The organism is Gilliamella sp. B3892 (assembly GCF_026536305.1).
Classification (GTDB): Bacteria; Pseudomonadota; Gammaproteobacteria; order Enterobacterales; family Orbaceae; genus Gilliamella.
Map to the genome: position 1 here is coordinate 232,937 of NZ_JAFNOK010000003.1, position 16,630 is coordinate 249,566.

At 29.9% G+C, this 16,630-nt stretch carries 18 protein-coding genes and 1 other RNA gene; 15 read left to right on the plus strand and 4 right to left on the minus strand.

Features of this window, described 5'->3' with window-relative positions; all coding sequences use genetic code 11:
• Positions 1-341 precede the first annotated feature (341 nt).
• The 3 genes from ssrA to J3U74_RS05310 all read left to right on the plus strand — a co-directional run bounded on the left by ssrA (position 342) and on the right by J3U74_RS05310 (position 2,560).
• Positions 342-706: a transfer-messenger RNA gene (ssrA, locus tag J3U74_RS05300) on the plus strand.
• Between the two features lie 90 nt (positions 707-796).
• Positions 797-1,675, plus strand: coding sequence for a helix-turn-helix transcriptional regulator (locus J3U74_RS05305; RefSeq protein ID WP_267328678.1), 879 nt, complete (start codon positions 797-799; stop codon positions 1,673-1,675).
• 9 nt (positions 1,676-1,684) lie between these two features.
• Entirely contained in the window at positions 1,685-2,560 is an 876-nt protein-coding gene (locus J3U74_RS05310) for an FRG domain-containing protein (RefSeq protein WP_267328679.1), read from the plus strand.
• Positions 2,561-3,228: 668 nt separating this feature from the next.
• Here the strand turns inward: J3U74_RS05310 and J3U74_RS05315 are convergent.
• On the minus strand, positions 3,229-3,462 hold the full coding sequence (locus J3U74_RS05315; protein ID WP_267328680.1) for a hypothetical protein: 234 nt from the start codon (positions 3,460-3,462) through the stop codon (positions 3,229-3,231).
• A 152-nt stretch (positions 3,463-3,614) separates the two neighbouring features.
• The gene (locus tag J3U74_RS05320; protein ID WP_065563680.1) at positions 3,615-3,902 is read right to left on the minus strand and encodes a helix-turn-helix domain-containing protein; all 288 of its coding nucleotides are present in this window, start codon (positions 3,900-3,902) and stop codon (positions 3,615-3,617) included.
• Between the two features lie 174 nt (positions 3,903-4,076).
• Between J3U74_RS05320 and J3U74_RS05325 the strand changes: the two genes are divergently transcribed.
• Positions 4,077-4,322: a helix-turn-helix domain-containing protein gene (locus tag J3U74_RS05325; RefSeq protein WP_267328681.1), complete on the plus strand. Its 246-nt coding sequence runs from the start codon at positions 4,077-4,079 to the stop codon at positions 4,320-4,322.
• 271 nt (positions 4,323-4,593) lie between these two features.
• On the opposite strand, the gene J3U74_RS05330 is transcribed toward J3U74_RS05325, so the two are convergent.
• Entirely contained in the window at positions 4,594-5,331 is a 738-nt protein-coding gene (locus tag J3U74_RS05330) for a carbonic anhydrase (protein WP_220218903.1), read from the minus strand.
• Positions 5,332-5,647: 316 nt separating this feature from the next.
• Positions 5,648-6,376, minus strand: a complete 729-nt coding sequence (locus tag J3U74_RS05335; protein ID WP_220218902.1) for an outer membrane protein — start codon at positions 6,374-6,376, stop codon at positions 5,648-5,650.
• A 586-nt stretch (positions 6,377-6,962) separates the two neighbouring features.
• Here J3U74_RS05335 and J3U74_RS05340 point away from each other — a divergent pair.
• The 11 genes from J3U74_RS05340 to J3U74_RS05390 all read left to right on the plus strand — a co-directional run bounded on the left by J3U74_RS05340 (position 6,963) and on the right by J3U74_RS05390 (position 16,441).
• Positions 6,963-7,589 carry a hypothetical protein gene (locus tag J3U74_RS05340; protein WP_267328682.1) on the plus strand — a complete coding sequence of 209 codons (627 nt, stop codon included), beginning with the start codon at positions 6,963-6,965 and terminating at the stop codon, positions 7,587-7,589.
• Between the two features lie 196 nt (positions 7,590-7,785).
• Positions 7,786-8,361, plus strand: coding sequence for a hypothetical protein (locus J3U74_RS05345; protein ID WP_267328683.1), 576 nt, complete (start codon positions 7,786-7,788; stop codon positions 8,359-8,361).
• Between the two features lie 172 nt (positions 8,362-8,533).
• On the plus strand, positions 8,534-9,178 hold the full coding sequence (locus J3U74_RS05350; RefSeq protein WP_267328684.1) for a hypothetical protein: 645 nt from the start codon (positions 8,534-8,536) through the stop codon (positions 9,176-9,178).
• A 337-nt stretch (positions 9,179-9,515) separates the two neighbouring features.
• Positions 9,516-10,088, plus strand: coding sequence for a hypothetical protein (locus J3U74_RS05355; protein WP_267337948.1), 573 nt, complete (start codon positions 9,516-9,518; stop codon positions 10,086-10,088).
• 603 nt (positions 10,089-10,691) lie between these two features.
• On the plus strand, positions 10,692-11,237 hold the full coding sequence (locus J3U74_RS05360; protein ID WP_267337949.1) for a hypothetical protein: 546 nt from the start codon (positions 10,692-10,694) through the stop codon (positions 11,235-11,237).
• A 46-nt stretch (positions 11,238-11,283) separates the two neighbouring features.
• Positions 11,284-11,463, plus strand: coding sequence for a hypothetical protein (locus J3U74_RS05365; RefSeq protein ID WP_267328943.1), 180 nt, complete (start codon positions 11,284-11,286; stop codon positions 11,461-11,463).
• Between the two features lie 132 nt (positions 11,464-11,595).
• Positions 11,596-12,054, plus strand: coding sequence for an N-acetylmuramoyl-L-alanine amidase (locus tag J3U74_RS05370; RefSeq protein ID WP_220218895.1), 459 nt, complete (start codon positions 11,596-11,598; stop codon positions 12,052-12,054).
• A gap of 75 nt (positions 12,055-12,129) precedes the next feature.
• A complete protein-coding gene (locus J3U74_RS05375) occupies positions 12,130-13,836 on the plus strand; it encodes a toxin-antitoxin system YwqK family antitoxin (RefSeq protein WP_267328944.1) in 1,707 nt (568 codons plus the stop codon).
• A 207-nt stretch (positions 13,837-14,043) separates the two neighbouring features.
• Positions 14,044-14,322 (plus strand): hypothetical protein, encoded by a 279-nt coding sequence (locus tag J3U74_RS05380; RefSeq protein ID WP_267328945.1) that lies wholly within the window; start codon positions 14,044-14,046, stop codon positions 14,320-14,322.
• Positions 14,323-14,534: 212 nt separating this feature from the next.
• The gene (locus J3U74_RS05385; protein ID WP_267328946.1) at positions 14,535-15,257 is read left to right on the plus strand and encodes a hypothetical protein; all 723 of its coding nucleotides are present in this window, start codon (positions 14,535-14,537) and stop codon (positions 15,255-15,257) included.
• 611 nt (positions 15,258-15,868) lie between these two features.
• Positions 15,869-16,441, plus strand: a complete 573-nt coding sequence (locus tag J3U74_RS05390; protein ID WP_267346904.1) for a hypothetical protein — start codon at positions 15,869-15,871, stop codon at positions 16,439-16,441.
• Positions 16,442-16,630 lie beyond the last annotated feature (189 nt).

Consider the following 16,630-nt stretch of genomic DNA (forward strand, 5'->3'; position numbering starts at 1 on the left):
ATGACTTTTATACTAAAACGTAGGGTATTTCTGAAACTTTTTGACAAGATTGGAGGCTAGCTTTATTTGAAATAGTAGGTTTCTGTCCTGATAGAATTTCAATGGTTATCAACGCAGAGCCTTTGTTTTAAAGCTTAATGGATTGGTGCCCAACTTATATTAACGCTGTGCAGGTGACAACCTTAATCCTGTCGCTAAAGTGTGGTAGATAAGATTTTTAGCACAGCAAAAGACGAAAAACCAACTGAAAACGGGGCTTATCTAAATTTAGGTTAACTTGTATTCCCCCTTGAATTGACCTATAATGCCCCGATATTGTTAGTTAATAACAAATCACAATTGGGGCTGATTCTGGATTCGACGGGATTTGCGAAACCCAAGGTGCATGCCGAGGTGCGGTAGGCCTCGTAAATAAACCGCAAAAAAATAGTCGCAAACGACGAAAACTACGCACTAGCAGCTTAATAACCTGCATAGAGCCTTCTCTCCCTAGCCTCCGCTCGTAGGACGGGGATAAAGAGGAGTCAAACCCAAACGAGATCGTGTGGAAGCCTTGCTTGGGGCGGAAGCATTAAACTTAATCAAGCTAGTCTATCGGTAGCGTGTTTGTCCGCAGCAGGTAGGCGAAATTTAAAGACAAACTACGCATGTAGTACCAAGGATGTAGAGATTTCGGACGCGGGTTCAACTCCCGCCAGCTCCACCACCAATTATAATTCCCACCTATACTTAATGACTTGTATTTTGTATAATTTATACCCATAATTATATATATTTAAATAATAATATTATTTTTATGGAAAATCTTAAAATATTAAGAAAACAAAGTAATTATACACAAAAAGATTTGGCTAATATGTTGGGCGTAAAAACCAAAGATATCCAAAACTGGGAATTGAATAAAGCTCAGCCTGAATTAAAAATATTACGAGATCTTGCTGTTATTTTTGGTACAAGCGTTCACGACATTTTAAGTAATGAAACAATAACAACAACAAATTATAGGCCTTGGAACACCAACGCAACTATTGATTATTTTTGGGGACATATAGGTATTCTTTTATATAATTCTAATATAATAAAATGGTATCCTATAACTAATTCTACATTTGATAGAGTTGAATCAATCTTAAGTAATGATGGACCAAGTAAAGAAAATAATATCTTATCTTTTGACACATTAAATAATCGATTACTGTTCATCAATAAATACATAGTAAAAAAAATTTCACTCCTGGACGATGCTTCAGACATGCCAAAAGATTGGGAGATTCCGTGGGATGGATATCAAGGACTAGGCTCTGAAGAATTTTATAACTTGATAGATGAATACTTTTTTGACTATGAACATTTTTGTCAGAATACTTCAGAACAGCTACAAAATTTCGTAGCAAAATTAATTGAAGAAAAAAGAATTACTGAGAATAATGTACTTGAGATTTTAAATCAGGTATATATTTATTATCATGATAATACTGTTGAAACTATTGACATAGTAGATGCTTCGGAATTATTTGATAATGTTGGTACAATTGAATTTGAACTCAATAGATTTATTCAATTTTCTGATTATAATGGTGAAATACATTTTATTCCCTTGAATAGTGTTGGTTTAATTGATGTTCCTTTGTACTTATATAAAATTGGTCGTAAAGAAATATTCGGAAATAACTAAGAAAATAAAATGGATGAAAGAAAAAATATAGAAAATATTCATATAGAGAGTTTGGTTCAATTTATTGATCAAATACTGAATATTGAAAATAAGAATCATCAAAAGATATTCTATCGAGGTCATTCAAATGAAAATTATCTTTTAGAACCATCATTATTTAGAAAAAATAATCAAAGTCATACCGAATATTGTAGCCAAGAGCACATATTATATCGAGAACTTTATATGTCTGAATATAAAGAGTTTATCAATGATAAATATACATTAGATAAATTAGTTAGAATGCAACATTACTCTATGCCCACCAGACTACTCGATCTAACATCAAATCCATTAATAGCTCTCTATTTCGCTTGTAAATCTAGTATTGAAATAGACGAAAGAGTTGGCGAAGTAATTCTTTTCTTTATAAATAACAAATACATTAAATATTACGACTCTGATACAGCAAGTTGTATTGCAAATTTAGCAAGACTATCCCACGATGAAAAAAAAGCAATTAATTTTAATAGAGAAAAAGAACGTTTTAATCAGCAACCAAGTATAAAGAAACTATTACATTTTATTAGAGAAGAAAAACCATTTTTTGAACCCAGAATTGATAAATATGATTTAGAAAATATTATTTGTATTAAAGGAATAAAAAATAATATTAGAATATCTTCTCAATCAGGCGTTTTTCTTTTATTTGGCTTAAATGCTACTTTAAATGAAAACGGTAATGAACATATAGAAATTCAAAGAATAAAAATTCATAATCGGAAAAAAATCTTACAAGAATTAGATTTAATCAATATTAATGAAAGTACAGTTTTTCCTGATATAGAAAGCTCAGCGAGATACATATCTTATAAAAATAGTTCAAATAACAGATATCCAAATTAAAAATATCAAGCAACAAAGTAAAGATTATCGTGTTTACGATGATGGAATCTACCTGTTAATTAAGCCCTCTAGTAGAAATTATAATTGTTTCATAATCAATGTTCAGGCCTATGAAAAAACAGTTTTTAAATTTAAAACTTATCCGCATATATCACTCGCCGACGTGAGTAGTATTCTTTATGAATACCTAGTTTATGAGATAAAAATCTATGTTATTAATATGGGTTTCTAGCCATATTAATCGCAATGAATTCCCCTGTAGCTCAAATCTGAAATTCCACGTTAAAACTGTATCCACTATTATAGCGATAAACTGGTGATGCATGGCTTATATTTTATCGAAAGATACCATAATAAACGAAGTCAGGAGTACCTATAAAAGTTAAACTATTTTAGAGCAACGCATAGAACTGATGGCTTGGTTTGGGAACAGGTTTATCAAAGGAACGTTAGAAATATTCACTGAATTTTATACTTCTATTTGAACCTAGACTATTCTCTGTCTAGGTTCATAAAAATAAAGTCCTTTTGATTTAATTGATTGTTTTTATTGAAAAAACTTATTAAATATGGTAATATAAAAAACTAGTGATCAAGCGAATAAACGTAATTAAAGAACCATCAGAGGAGTTATAAAATATTAAAAATAATATAAACCTCCTCATATTTTAATAAATTGGTTTATATACCTTATAGATATCGAGATCCACCACATAATCTACCTGAATGCTTTCATCATATGGATAAATATCATAGCTATAACGAGCACAAAAAACAGATATAAAATCTCGTATATCGCAATCGGCTAATACTGTCATCACCTGATATTTTAATTGCTCTATAGATGACACTTTACCAGAGAGCAATGAATCTCCATAAAAGCTTTCTATTTCAATTAACATATCAGCATTTTGTCTTATTTGGTTAAACTACCGATTATAGATGGTTGTTGATTAAAACTCAATTTCCTTTAATTCGTGATAAGACTCACAGACAATTCTATGCCATTTAGTGGTGACGACTATTTGTTCTAAATAAATGGATGTCATCATAATTATGAAGCCGTTAAACTCACAAACGCATTAGGCTTTTGTTTTTTTAGCTTGTTATATTGAATAATAAAATCGGCTAATTCATCATCTTCAGCATAAAAATAAGCGCTAGGTACATCAAGAACTTTTGCAAGACGTTTTACAAGCGTAAAATCAGGTGAATGAACTTCATTTTCATAAGAACTAATACGGGAACTTGCTGATTCTTCGTCTAATCCTGCTTTCACTCCAAGTTCAGTTTGTGTCAGATCTGCATTGATTCTAGCTATTTTTAATCGCTTACCAATCATGATAATTGCTGCTCATCTTATATAGTTTTGATTAATAATTATCCTCTTCTGCGATTTATATTTCGTAATGGAATACTTTAATAAATCATGTATAACTTGAATTTTGGTTTTAATTTAATCATAATTAAAGTTTCTCATTAATAATTCATGTATTTGATGATTTCAGGAGGTGTTATGAATAGCAAAAAAGACTGGCATCCTGCCGATATTATTGCAGCATTGAAAAAGAAAGGAACAACGCTATCAGCGTTATCTAGACAATCTGGCTACACGCCTTCAACACTAGCTAACGCACTTGCACGGCCATGGACAAAAGGTGAAATGATTATTGCTAATGCTTTAGGTGTAGAGGCTAAACGGATTTGGCCCTCTCGTTATAAAAAGAAAATTCGGTCATTGCGAATTAAAAGATGTGAATAGCAACAGAGGAATATCTATATACACAAACAACCTCAATGTTTGCTAAAAAGCCTGACTCCGGTAGAATATCGAAATCAGGCCTTACAAGCCGCTTAACAAAAGAGTCCAACTTTATGGGGTCACTTCACAATGCGTTTTTTTTCAAAATTTAACGAACAACCATTCTTTTGTTATAAAAACAAACTTTTATTTATTTTATAAGCAACTATCTTGCACAGATATATTTTAAAGAAGCTTTAGTGATCGCTTTCACCAAAACCCCTATCTTATTTTAATCAACAATAATCCTTCCATGTAATGGCTGAATTGGTCGATTATTATTATGGTGCATAATCGAATGGAATTTTTCGATTTGTTCTTCTGAGGCATGGCTTTGTTGTTCTAACACGATCCACCTTACCCCTTCTGTACATGGTGGTGTTGTTAATGATCCGCTAAAACGGTAATAACTTAATTCTTTTGGGAATAACGCCTTAATATCAACTGCGTTGGCTAAAACGGCTGTATTTCCTGATTCTGTCGGCATTTGTTGCCATGCTTTTGCTAATTCTGAATTGGCTTCACCTTTATTAAACATTAATGCAATTACTGCCAATTCATCATCTTGGTTTTTATAAACAAAGTGTGCTGCCATTGGAAAATATTTGCCTTTAATGGTGTTTTCACTCGGCGTATGGAAATGAAATTGTTGTAATGTGAAAATTTCATCGTCTAGTTCTAATTGGTTATTTCCGGAAACATCGATCTCAATAGTATGGCCGTTATTAATGATATTTTGCTGGCCGGCTTCAAAAGTAAGTTTGAGTTCGCTATGCTCTGTTTTTAAAACATGATCGATATTGATTGGCGATTGATTTTTACCATTTTCACAAGTTGAATATTCCGGTGAGAGTTTTCCCCAGTTTTCTGGTTTTTCCTGCCCTTCATACCCCCAGTGAGGGTGATGTTCGGCTGCGGCGCAAGATAAGCTTGTTGCCATAAACATTGCGATAATTGCGTTATATTTCATGCTACACTTCAAAGAGAATAATAATTTAGTGTATAAATTGTATACCTCATCGATGAAAATGTCTTGATGAATTATATATTTTTTGCCTCTTTACCTAAATAACACAACTTGAACTTATATTTAGTACTATTCTCGTCTATTTGCAATGATTTAACTATGATTGATAGTTTATAGATGATTGTTTTATTTCATAGATATGAACGAATCTTATCGGGATATCAAATTTGAAAAGTTTTTTATTTAAAGTAATGGTCTAAAAAGTGTTAAAAAAAAGGGCTATTAAGCCCTTTTTTTATTTTGTATAAATCATAAACAATTAGAAGTTATAACGTATACCCGCTAATAAATCAACAGAACTTAGCTTTCCACTAGCTTTGAAATGAAAATCATCATAACTACGTTTTAAAGTAAGTTTACCCGCATCGACATAACGAGCAGTGAAGTCGATATCTAAATTATCTGAGACTTTATAAGCAACACCAGCAGCAACATTCCATGCAAATTTAGTTTTTGATCTAGAGAATTGTATGTAATCTGCTTCATCATCAAATTCATATCTTTCATCATATCTATGTTCTAATTTTGCAAAAGCAAGACCAATACCCGCTCCCACAAATGGCGTAAATGATGTGCCTGTTTCAATATCATAATAACCATTAAGCATTAAAGTATTCATGCGAGCTTTAGTTCTTTGGGTTGTATGATATAAATCATCGTCTTCATCATAATAACTTTTATGTTTTTTATCATCTAAGTTACCACGTAAAGTAAATGATAACTCTGCTCTGAAAGGAAGATCAAAAGCTGGTTTGAAGTTATAACCAATATTTAATGAGCCAGCGAGTTTGCCATCACTAATTGAACCGATTTTATAACTTTCGCTCCAGTAGTCATATCCATCATCATAGCTATAGCTATCTTTAAGGCTACTAGCTTTTAAAATACTTGAACCTAATTGACCACCTACATAAAAACCAGATGTTTGAGCATGAGCAAAACTTGAGAAGCAAGCGATTGCCGTTAAGGCGATGAGTGTTTTTTTCATATTAAATTTCCTTTTTTAAGTTGTTGCACTTATCCATTGAAACAAAAGTTTAACTAAGTAGTGACAAAAACACAATAAATTAATCATTAATGTTATTTATTTAACTTAACCTTTTTAGCTATTTTACTTATAAATACCAGGAAAACACCGCTCATAAAACGCACAAAAAAAACACTATAACTCAAACAATTCGAATAAAGAAACTCAAATTTATTATTTTATAAGTTCATTTATACTAAATTGAGCACAAAGGACACTATATTTATGTAAAAATCAATGAACCTCGTTTATTTCCATAATTAAATTCTTATAAAAATCATCGAATTGTTTATAAAAATAATTCAATAAAATGAGATAGAATGAGTGTAAAATTTAATCAACAATGTTATATTTGCCTAAAATTTGATAATGATTGAATTGAGGAGTTTAACTTAGTCAATCATGTCCGTTAGTTGTTCCTTGTTAATAAAATAATAGAAATAAATAAATTAGTTATAAATAATATTTAAAAACAAATAGAACAAATGGATCAAAGAATTTATAAAATATCATCAACAAAGTTCTAATCGATAAGATAGATAGAAAAATGAAAAATAAAATAATTTACTTTTTTATTATTGTATTGCTATGTAGTTGTAGTAATAAACAATCAAATAAAGAAAATTCGGAAGTTGGTTTCTTTAATGAAAAAAAGAATATAAATGAAACGGCTAAAACAATATCACCCATTATGAAAGATAATTTCGGAAATACTTATATTTTAAATATTTTCGATGTTTTTTCACAGAAATTAATTTTGCAATCCGAAGTTTTTTTTATAGATTATCTAAATACCTATGATCAAGTATTTGAAATCTCTTTGATAAATAAATTGGATTATGTCATTGTCGAAATACAAAACAGAATTGGTGTTAGCGCCTATGAGCTATTTATTCGAGAAAGAAATAAAAAGTTGGAAATTTTCAAACAAACTGGTTGGGATCGTATATCTTATAAATTTAAAATAGCAAAAGATGATTATGATAATACAAATGCAAATTTGATCTGCTTAAGTCAAGAGATAAAACCAATAAATGGCATCATAAGAATCCCTGATGATTTAAATTTTACCAATGAAAATACAAAAGACTGCTTTGCCTGCCCACAACAATATACTACTGAAGAGTGTTTACAAAAAAAACAAGCGGGTGAAAAATTTAATTGGAAAGAATAAGAGGATAGAGATATCACATATTTCTAATCCATGTAATGAATTAAATGAGAAACATATCATCAAAACAACCACAAGAATGTTTACTGGATAATGTTGTTCTTATTCATTGCTATTATTTATATTAAAATTAAAACAAAAAATTAGTTTCAGATAATATTAACAGCACGATTTAATGGGAAGAGGAAATAAACTTAAAATGAGAATATTATTACTCATTCTATTGTCTTTGGCTAACGTAGCATGCAGTCAAAAAATAGAAAATCAGCAAGCCGTCAAGCATCCCACCCCCATAGAATATGGTGACGTAGCGACTAATGTTTTAGTTCCTTTAGGTAATTCTTCTCCTAAGATAATTTCGCAATCTGATACGTATTTATTAGGTCAATCTGGCTATGCCTATAAACTAAAAATCAACAATCAGGAAGAATTAATCTTCTTAAATTATAATAAAAATTTCAAACTCTATTCAGAACCAAGACTAAGTAAAAATGGTGTTATATCTAAAATCGAAGGATATGATGACGGTTATACCGGTATTGAATCGATTGATATTAAAATATCTGAAAATAAACATTATGTAAAAATGGATGCTATTAGCAAAGGTTATGTTGAAATATCAGACAATGAGCGATGGCTATACGAAAACTATCAATGTGTCATTATCGATATCAAAAAATCAAAAGTCGTTTGGTCTGGGGTAGAAAGGTGTGACGGTGAGTGGAAAGATGATCAATGGATTAGTAATGAACAAGTCGAATTTGATGGTGAATAAAGTTTAAGTTCGAAAGAGAAATAAACAGAGATAAAAACATGAAAATTTTAAAAGATGAATAAATTTAAAAAGAATTTATATAAAAAAATAGTGCTCATAAAACAGACCCTCATTACCATTTGCATCAGAATGAAAATGAATATAATCAGAATTATATGGAGATAATCCTAAAATGATAAAATACTTTTCCTTATATATTTTTTTATTTATGTTATGTAGTTTCACAACAAATAGTGAAGCTAATAGCATAAAAAAGATTCCAATAAGCTTTATAGAAAAAGAAAGTAACGCACAAGAATTTAGTCATATGAAAAAAATTTATGACCCAATGATTGAAAAAAATGACAAAAGATTTATAAAAAAAGAAGAATATCTAAATGTAAATAATAAAATTTATACAAATAATTTAAATGATAATGAACTCATGAAAATTTATGACTATTATGGCTATTGGAAGCCCTTGAATAGCGATATTATTACAGTTTCATATTATGAGGATAGCGAAGTTAAAATTCAGGATAACAATAATAATACAACTACTTTACAAGCAATACCTTATATAAATAAGGCCCAAACGCATTTTACTACCTTTTACATAGATTATGAACAATCAAAATCCATTATAGATTTATATGAGATTGAAAATAATCATATCAAGCATATTTTTTGTTTCGAAACAGAAAAATGGATTATTTGGGATTTGGCTTGGAATGACAATATTTTATACATAAAAGTAACTGATACTATTTGGAACGGAAAAGGTTTTTATAGTACTGATTATAAATATAAAAAATTAATTATTGAAAAAATCAACTAACTTACTGATAAAAATTAGAACGCAAATTTGTGGATAAAGAAATTTATGAATTGAAGTAACGATAGTATATTAAACAAACAATTATTATGCTTATCACCCTCATAAATATGAACGGTGGTAAGTAAACCGATATAAATGAGTAAATTAAAAAGAATAATCATTCAAAACTAATCCTTATAATGGCTGTTGGTTTTATTTGAAACTTAATAACAAGAGTCCGTTAACAAAGGATATGTAACTAGAGTATTTTTTATGATGATATCTCTAAATAATAAATTCATTATCACTACCCTATTAAACCTTTTTTATTCAGCTGTAACCCTGTTAAAAAGGAAATATGAAATGGATAGCCAAATACGATTTTAATCAACTATACCAATTAACCGACCAAGCAACTGCCTTAGACCCAATGTCTGCTTTTCGTTTTGAAGATTTTATAGCCCCTAATGAAAACACCATTATTTTAATAGGAAATAAAGATCTTAACTCCTTTGATTCAAGCCAAATAGGAGATCAAACCGTAATACTTATATCGAAAGATCGGGGCAAAAGTTATCAAGAGTTAACGCTTCCCGAACAAGAGATGAGATGGATTGACACCAGCAATGATTATTCATTAGTAGAAGCTCAAAATAGATTACCCGATAACAGTAAAAAAATTTCCCAATATCTTTTAGATAATAATAATTTAAAATTGGTTAAAATAGATGAATTTACTTCTGATGCTAAAATCAATTATGAAAATTTTAATGGTAAATATGTCATATATTCCAATCGAGGCAATTTAAAACTGATTAATTTATTGAATCGAGAAGAAGAATACCCCTTGCCAGACGATTTAAACAATCAGCCATTTTATTTAACCTCGCAGGAAAACATTCTAACTTTACACAAAAAATCAGATCATTAGTTATGACCCTAAAACCTAAAACCTAAAACCAACAAATCATCAAAAGTTTTAAAAACAACTACGATATCTTAATATATCAAGATGACACTTTTATTTTGGGTAAAGCTAACCTGTTAAAAACGTCTGCAACTTTTTATAATGAAGAGGAAAAAGAGTTATATACACTTGATTCAAAAAATGTGAACTTTTACCGATATAAAAATTTTGTATGCGACTATAAACCCTTATCATCTATTTATCCGTCGAACCGATACTCATATGGCTATGGACAAACTTGCTATAAGTATGAGTTAAAAGGCATGTTTACTGCCTCTAGACCTGTCGGATTTTATAAGGATAAGTTTATCATTTTAGATGCCACATTTTATGATAAAATGAGGCAGATGCAGAGGTGGAAGGCTTTTAATCGGTGAGTTTGAAAAATAGGACGATGTTAAACACGCTTAGTATAATATAATTATTTTTGATTTAATTTATTTATTAATCATACATATTTTATTGGTATCATGAGCAATTGATGGAAATGTAAAAGTCCCCAATGGTTTAGAAGAAAGAAGTTTACAGAAATATTAAAAGGTATAATGAAATATAATGAGTGTATTAATGAAAAATAAAGGAATCTTTTTTATTCTAATAATGATATTAATTTTTCCTTGTCAAGGACAAGTTAAAAATGTTTATAGTAAACAAAAGATTCAAAATGAGAGCGAAGCTAATATTATTAAAAATAATATTTTTCATATTCAATTTGATAATGCAGGGGAAGTCCATAAAAATTTAGTATCGGATCAACCGTATGATCATTTTATAATTCAAATAGAACAAGGAAATATAAAATTTAAAGAAAACTATAAATTATTAATTAGTAACTATGGTGATAGAAATGATTTAACATTTACTTTGACAAAAGTAAGTAAAAAAGAATATACCTTAGAAATTATACAAGAAACCAGACATTTAACGGTTGATAAATTCATCTTTGAAAAGGATAAAAACAACTTATTAGAATTAATATCCATGGAACAAATCCAATCGGGAAATACTATTCAAATCTGTAAATATAGTATGTCAAGAAAGAAAGGAAATGAAATTAATTTAATCATAGATTCAATTAATGATCCTCAATGTTTCAACGTTAAAAATAAATAATATTAAAAGTTAGATACATAAACAAAAAATAAGTCTACAACCCAAAATGAAAAAAGGAGCAACCTTGCCGGGCAATAAACAATCACAACCCAATCAACCCGACAACAAGGTATTACAACCTCAAACCGATTCCTATTCAGCCAACCCTAATCAAATTGTCTATGATTTGTTACATCAATCTGATTTTCAGATTAATGTAGCGGATACCATTTTGCAAAAAAAGTAAATGTCGCGAATAAACCTAATGAATATACCTATTTAAAATTAAATCAAGCCTCTTTGGATGACAAAATTTATCTGGTTGCCAAATGTTACGGTACTCCCCGAAAAGGTAAATTAGTGCTCAGTCTTAGGGAAATTGAAAATACCGATACTACCCAAAACCTGTATTCAAATAACCCAGTTCCTTTTTAGTCAATGGAGAAGAAAAAACAGAAATGGAATACACGGTAGAGGGCTCCATTACCTATACCAAGGAAATAGTAAAAACGCTGTTAAAGTTGACAATAATAAAGAAGCGATCTATTTTCGCTGTGATATAGCTAATAATAACAAAGCGGATTATTTTATTTCTATTCATGCAGATGGCTTAACCAATTTTACTTCCGGCGCGCATGTTATCTATTATGAAGGAGATAAAAAAGGGCTAGAATTAGCTAATGATATTTTTAGTTGTTATACTGTTGTCAATATAGGAAAGAAACACCCTGATGCTAGAAATAATGTAGGAGTTCTTGAGGTAAAAAATCAAACGAAATATAAAGTTTTAATTGAGTTTGGTTATATTACACCCCCAAAAGATGCAAAAAGTATTTAGGACAATATGGACTTAATAGCAGAGCAACTTGCTCAAGGGTTAGAAATCAACATTAAATAACGTTTTAGGAATAAAATGAAAAAATTACTAATGGTGTCTATTTTTTTTGGTGGCATTTTGGCATGTGTTCAACACATTGAAGCAAAAAAGATTTCGGAAGCTACCCCTTCACATTCAGTACAAATTAAAGAATCCAATACTCCGGAGGGTTTTCTACGGTATGAATATTATATCAATGGCAATAAAGCAGCGGATTATATAAAAACTTACTATACTAAAGGCGGTCAATTAGAATCTGTGTATTATATGTCATCATATCAACGAGACGGCATTTCTTCTCAAGGATTTTACCCAGATGGAAAACTAAAATTCATCCGTTATGTAAGAGATGAAGTTAAAAAAGGAGATGTATTATATGTTAAATATTATCCTAATGGACAAATAAATCATATAGAAACAATAGTTACTGACTCTTTAGAATTACCCAAACTCACTACTATTTACTTTGAAAATGGCGTTAAGCAATATGAAGGGTTTATGGATATGTATAATGCTACCACAATACCTGTAGGATTATGGAAAACATACGATGAAAAAGGCGATTTAATCGAAACCACCTATTATCATCCTGATGAATTAGGCAAAGACTATAAAATCATAACTCAATATAAGAATGGAAAAGTTGTTTCAAAGAAAATTTACAATTTTGATGATTTATATGAGACTGAATTAAAAGAGCTTTCCACCATACCGAATAATACTTATTCAGTAAATATTTATAGTGAGTTGCCTTATACGAACGAGCTTTCTTTTGGTAAAGAAGAACTGATATCAACACATTTTCCTAAAAAATGGACAACCCAATTTTGGCAAGAAAAATTTGACAGAAATAACAGTAGGATACAACGTAATTATGATTCAGTATTTTTTTATTTGAGTAAATATTCAAATGATTATTTATATCCAGAATTATATTTAAACCCTCAATTAACAATTCTTAAAGACAGATTTTATGAATCTGAAATGAGTAATCTTTACTATGATAAACTACCACATTTTTTTGATAAAAATATAAAAAAAGATAATTATCTTTCACCAGTAAGCAAAATAAATATTAATGATAAAAATCTAAATCTATTTCTATTAACATCTTCTCATACAACACTTGAAGACAAGCCAGTTTATAATAGTGAATACGAGCCTTATAATTATTCTAGAATGGATTTAATCACAACAGATAGTACTAACACTATCGATAAATTAAATGTTTATTATTCTTTATCATGGGTAATTAATGGTTATAGAAAATTATTTTTCATAGATAAGAACAATATTATTCATATTAAATATTTTGAAGGAGATGAAGAGGATACGCATTTTATCCGTTATGAAAAATTCCAAATTTCGCCTGAAGGCAAATTTATTCGATATTACGACCAAAATGGACTTTTCCAAAACGAAGAAGAGCAAGGATTAGTTGAAAATCATACCCGTGAAGGTTTGTGGATTGAGAAGAAGCCGAATAGTTATTATACTTACCTTTATACTTACCTTGAAGCAAATTACCAAAAAGGGTTACCAGATGGAATTTGGAAGTTTTATAAATTAGATTACCAAGAGATGCCAGATGGATCTGCTGATCTATCTTCTGCTAAAAAAGGCAAACTTTTGTACACAGAAACCTATAAAGACGGTGAGCTTATCGAACGCAAATTTGTGGATAAAGAAATTTTAGATGATGGCTTATATCACCATAAGGAAATTTCTTCCTCCATGTACTAGTGAATGTTTGGTGTTCTTCTTTTGTTAATACAATAGAAAGCATCTCTCCGGTTTTTTGGGAGGATTGAAAATATTTGTAAATCTTTTTTCAATAAGATGATGAACTTGAGGATCTTTTCCTTTAACTAATGCCTTTAATTACTAGTAAGATTTTATCCCATATCTTTCTATGAATTTGAATATTCCACTCAAGCAATGCTTAGCATTATGTATCAGCCAAGCGAGTTTGCCGACAAAGTAGGTGTGCCAGCCTTCAACTTCAAAATTATAAACTTCTTTCTTAGTATAAAGATAGTTTTACCCTTTTACACGATACCATTTTTTATTTTTGGTTTGTATGTGATATTATTCGGTGAGGTCGGCGGCATCTTTCCAGCCTTCTTTGGTGTAAAAAGGGTGTTCGGCGGTAGTTTCAATGGTTTCGCCTTCCAGCTCTATTTGTACGGTGGTGTCTGTCTCTTAGCGGATAATGACGTTACTTTTTAGGCTTATTTTTCCACTGGTTTGGTTTTGAGACAATCACAGATCGCCCTCTCGTATTTGTTCTATTTTTTTATGCCTTACTGCGTGTGAACAAGCGTTCCGATAGGTTTGGCAGAGTTTTCCGGTGTAAACTCAGGTGTTCAAAATCATTATGATCATGAACATTGGGGATTTAATATAGATTTTATACATACTACTATTTAATTAGGAAAATAATGAAAACGATAGCTATACTTTTACTCATTAGCTTTTTGACTTCTTGTGCTTATGCGCATAAAGAGGAAAAAATAAGCATAAACTCTAGCAAAGTCATTATGTTAGACCATGATCCTGTTTTAATGCAGTTAGGCAGTAAAAAATTAGCATTAAAAGGATTAAACCCAGAAGACTTTTCACTGGTACAAAAAGGTAAGACGCTTTTTATCATTAAAAAGCTGTATCTGGGTATAGATGATCTCCAAATTGAATTTATAGATAACAAGGATCAAGATTTCCTATTAACTGGTGAAATAGAATATGCGGTTTCTCAAGACTTAATTGATGATATTGATAAGGGAAATGTATTTTTACCATTTTCTTTTAAAGAAGATATACTGCTACATAACAATAAAGGTAAATTTATTTTATCAACAGCGATTAAAACTACACCACAGCTAGAAGCCATTTGCCAAGAAAGATATTTTGATGAGATCCGGAAAGAGTCTTATTTGGTTCAAAAACAGTTCTATCAGAATGAAATAATCGATAACCCAGAAAAATATAAGGATTGTTGCCCTGAGTATATTGAATATGCAAAAAAGTTTTTATCTAAAAAAGAGCGTGATTTTCACTCATTACAAAGCCTGTTTGTTGAATTTACCTATAAAAAAATAACGTTAAACATGGGTGATGGTTATCATATCGTCTTTAATAATATTAGTGATTTTGTTCCTGAATAAAAATGAGTGATTATGCGGATTGTATTAGTTTAACTAAATAACAAAATAGAAATAAAATACATACCGTATATGATATTAATTTATCTATTTCTAACTTTCGAGAAATCCCTAATATCTAAGTATAAAATAATTATTTTACTTACATTGATCCTATGGTTGGGTTGTTAGTATGGGCAACCGATAATAATTTATACACCTGCCACTTCCGACACAGAAAAAGATTTGTTAGGTGCACCTACTTTGCTTCCATTAGGACAGCGGGCAATACTCCATAAAGACGGTGAGCTTTTCGAACGCAAATTTGTGGATAAAGAAATTGATGAATTGAAGTAACGATAGTATATTAAACACACAATTATTTTGCTTATCACCCTCATAATTATGAACGGTGATAAGTAAACCGATATAAATGAGTAAATTAAAAAGAATAATCATTCAAAACTAATCCTTATAATGGCTGTTGGTTTTATTTGAAATTTAATAACAAGAGTCCGTTAACAAAGGTTATGTAACTAGAGTATTTTTTATGATGATATCTCTAAATAATAAATTCATTATCACTACCCTATTAAACCTTTTTTATTCAGCTGTAACCCCGTTAAAAAGGAAATATGAAATGGATAGCCAAATACGATTTTAATCAACTATACCAATTAACCGACCAAGCAACTGCCTTAGACCCAATGTCTGCTTTTCGTTTTGAACGTTTTAAAGCACCTAACGAGAACACCATTATTTTAATCGGAAATAAAGATCTTAACTCCTTTGATTCAAGCCAAATAGGAGATCAAACCGTAATACTTATATCGAAAGATCGGGGCAAAAGTTATCAAGAGTTAACGCTTCCCGAACAAGAGATGAGATGGATTGACACCAGCAATGATTATTCATTAGTAGAAGCTCAAAATAGATTACCCGATAACAGTAAAAAAATTTCCCAATATCTTTTAGATAATAATAATTTTAAATTGGTTAAAATAGATGAATATGCTTCTGATGCTAAAATCAATTATGAAAATTTTAATGGTAAATATGTCATATATTCCAATCGAGGCAATTTAAAACTGATTAATTTATTGAATCGAGAAGAAGAATACCCCTTGCCAGACGATTTAAACAATCAGCCATTTTATTTAACCGCACAGGGTAACATTCTAACTTTACACAAAAAATCAGATCATTAGTTATGACCCTAAAACCTAAAACCAACAAATCATCAAAAGTTTTAAAAACAACTACGATATCTTACTATATCAAGATGACGCTTTTATTTTGGGTAAAGCTAACCTGTTAAAAACGTCTGCAACTTTTTATAATGAAGAGGAAAAAGAGTTATATACACTTGATTCAAAAAATGTGAACTTTTACCGATA

Coding starts and splice junctions, on each gene's coding strand:
- J3U74_RS05315 (WP_267328680.1), bottom strand. CDS start 3,462: ATGTTAATTGAAATAGAAAGCTTTTATGGAGATTCATTGCTCTCTGGT.
- J3U74_RS05305 (WP_267328678.1), top strand. CDS start 797: ATGGAAAATCTTAAAATATTAAGAAAACAAAGTAATTATACACAAAAA.
- J3U74_RS05340 (WP_267328682.1), top strand. CDS start 6,963: ATGAAAAATAAAATAATTTACTTTTTTATTATTGTATTGCTATGTAGT.
- J3U74_RS05335 (WP_220218902.1), bottom strand. CDS start 6,376: ATGAAAAAAACACTCATCGCCTTAACGGCAATCGCTTGCTTCTCAAGT.
- J3U74_RS05360 (WP_267337949.1), top strand. CDS start 10,692: ATGAAAAATAAAGGAATCTTTTTTATTCTAATAATGATATTAATTTTT.
- J3U74_RS05390 (WP_267346904.1), top strand. CDS start 15,869: ATGAAATGGATAGCCAAATACGATTTTAATCAACTATACCAATTAACC.
- J3U74_RS05385 (WP_267328946.1), top strand. CDS start 14,535: ATGAAAACGATAGCTATACTTTTACTCATTAGCTTTTTGACTTCTTGT.
- J3U74_RS05345 (WP_267328683.1), top strand. CDS start 7,786: ATGAGAATATTATTACTCATTCTATTGTCTTTGGCTAACGTAGCATGC.
- J3U74_RS05330 (WP_220218903.1), bottom strand. CDS start 5,331: ATGAAATATAACGCAATTATCGCAATGTTTATGGCAACAAGCTTATCT.
- J3U74_RS05355 (WP_267337948.1), top strand. CDS start 9,516: ATGAAATGGATAGCCAAATACGATTTTAATCAACTATACCAATTAACC.
- J3U74_RS05365 (WP_267328943.1), top strand. CDS start 11,284: ATGAAAAAAGGAGCAACCTTGCCGGGCAATAAACAATCACAACCCAAT.
- J3U74_RS05310 (WP_267328679.1), top strand. CDS start 1,685: ATGGATGAAAGAAAAAATATAGAAAATATTCATATAGAGAGTTTGGTT.
- J3U74_RS05325 (WP_267328681.1), top strand. CDS start 4,077: ATGAATAGCAAAAAAGACTGGCATCCTGCCGATATTATTGCAGCATTG.
- J3U74_RS05350 (WP_267328684.1), top strand. CDS start 8,534: ATGATAAAATACTTTTCCTTATATATTTTTTTATTTATGTTATGTAGT.
- J3U74_RS05380 (WP_267328945.1), top strand. CDS start 14,044: ATGTATCAGCCAAGCGAGTTTGCCGACAAAGTAGGTGTGCCAGCCTTC.
- J3U74_RS05320 (WP_065563680.1), bottom strand. CDS start 3,902: ATGATTGGTAAGCGATTAAAAATAGCTAGAATCAATGCAGATCTGACA.
- J3U74_RS05375 (WP_267328944.1), top strand. CDS start 12,130: ATGAAAAAATTACTAATGGTGTCTATTTTTTTTGGTGGCATTTTGGCA.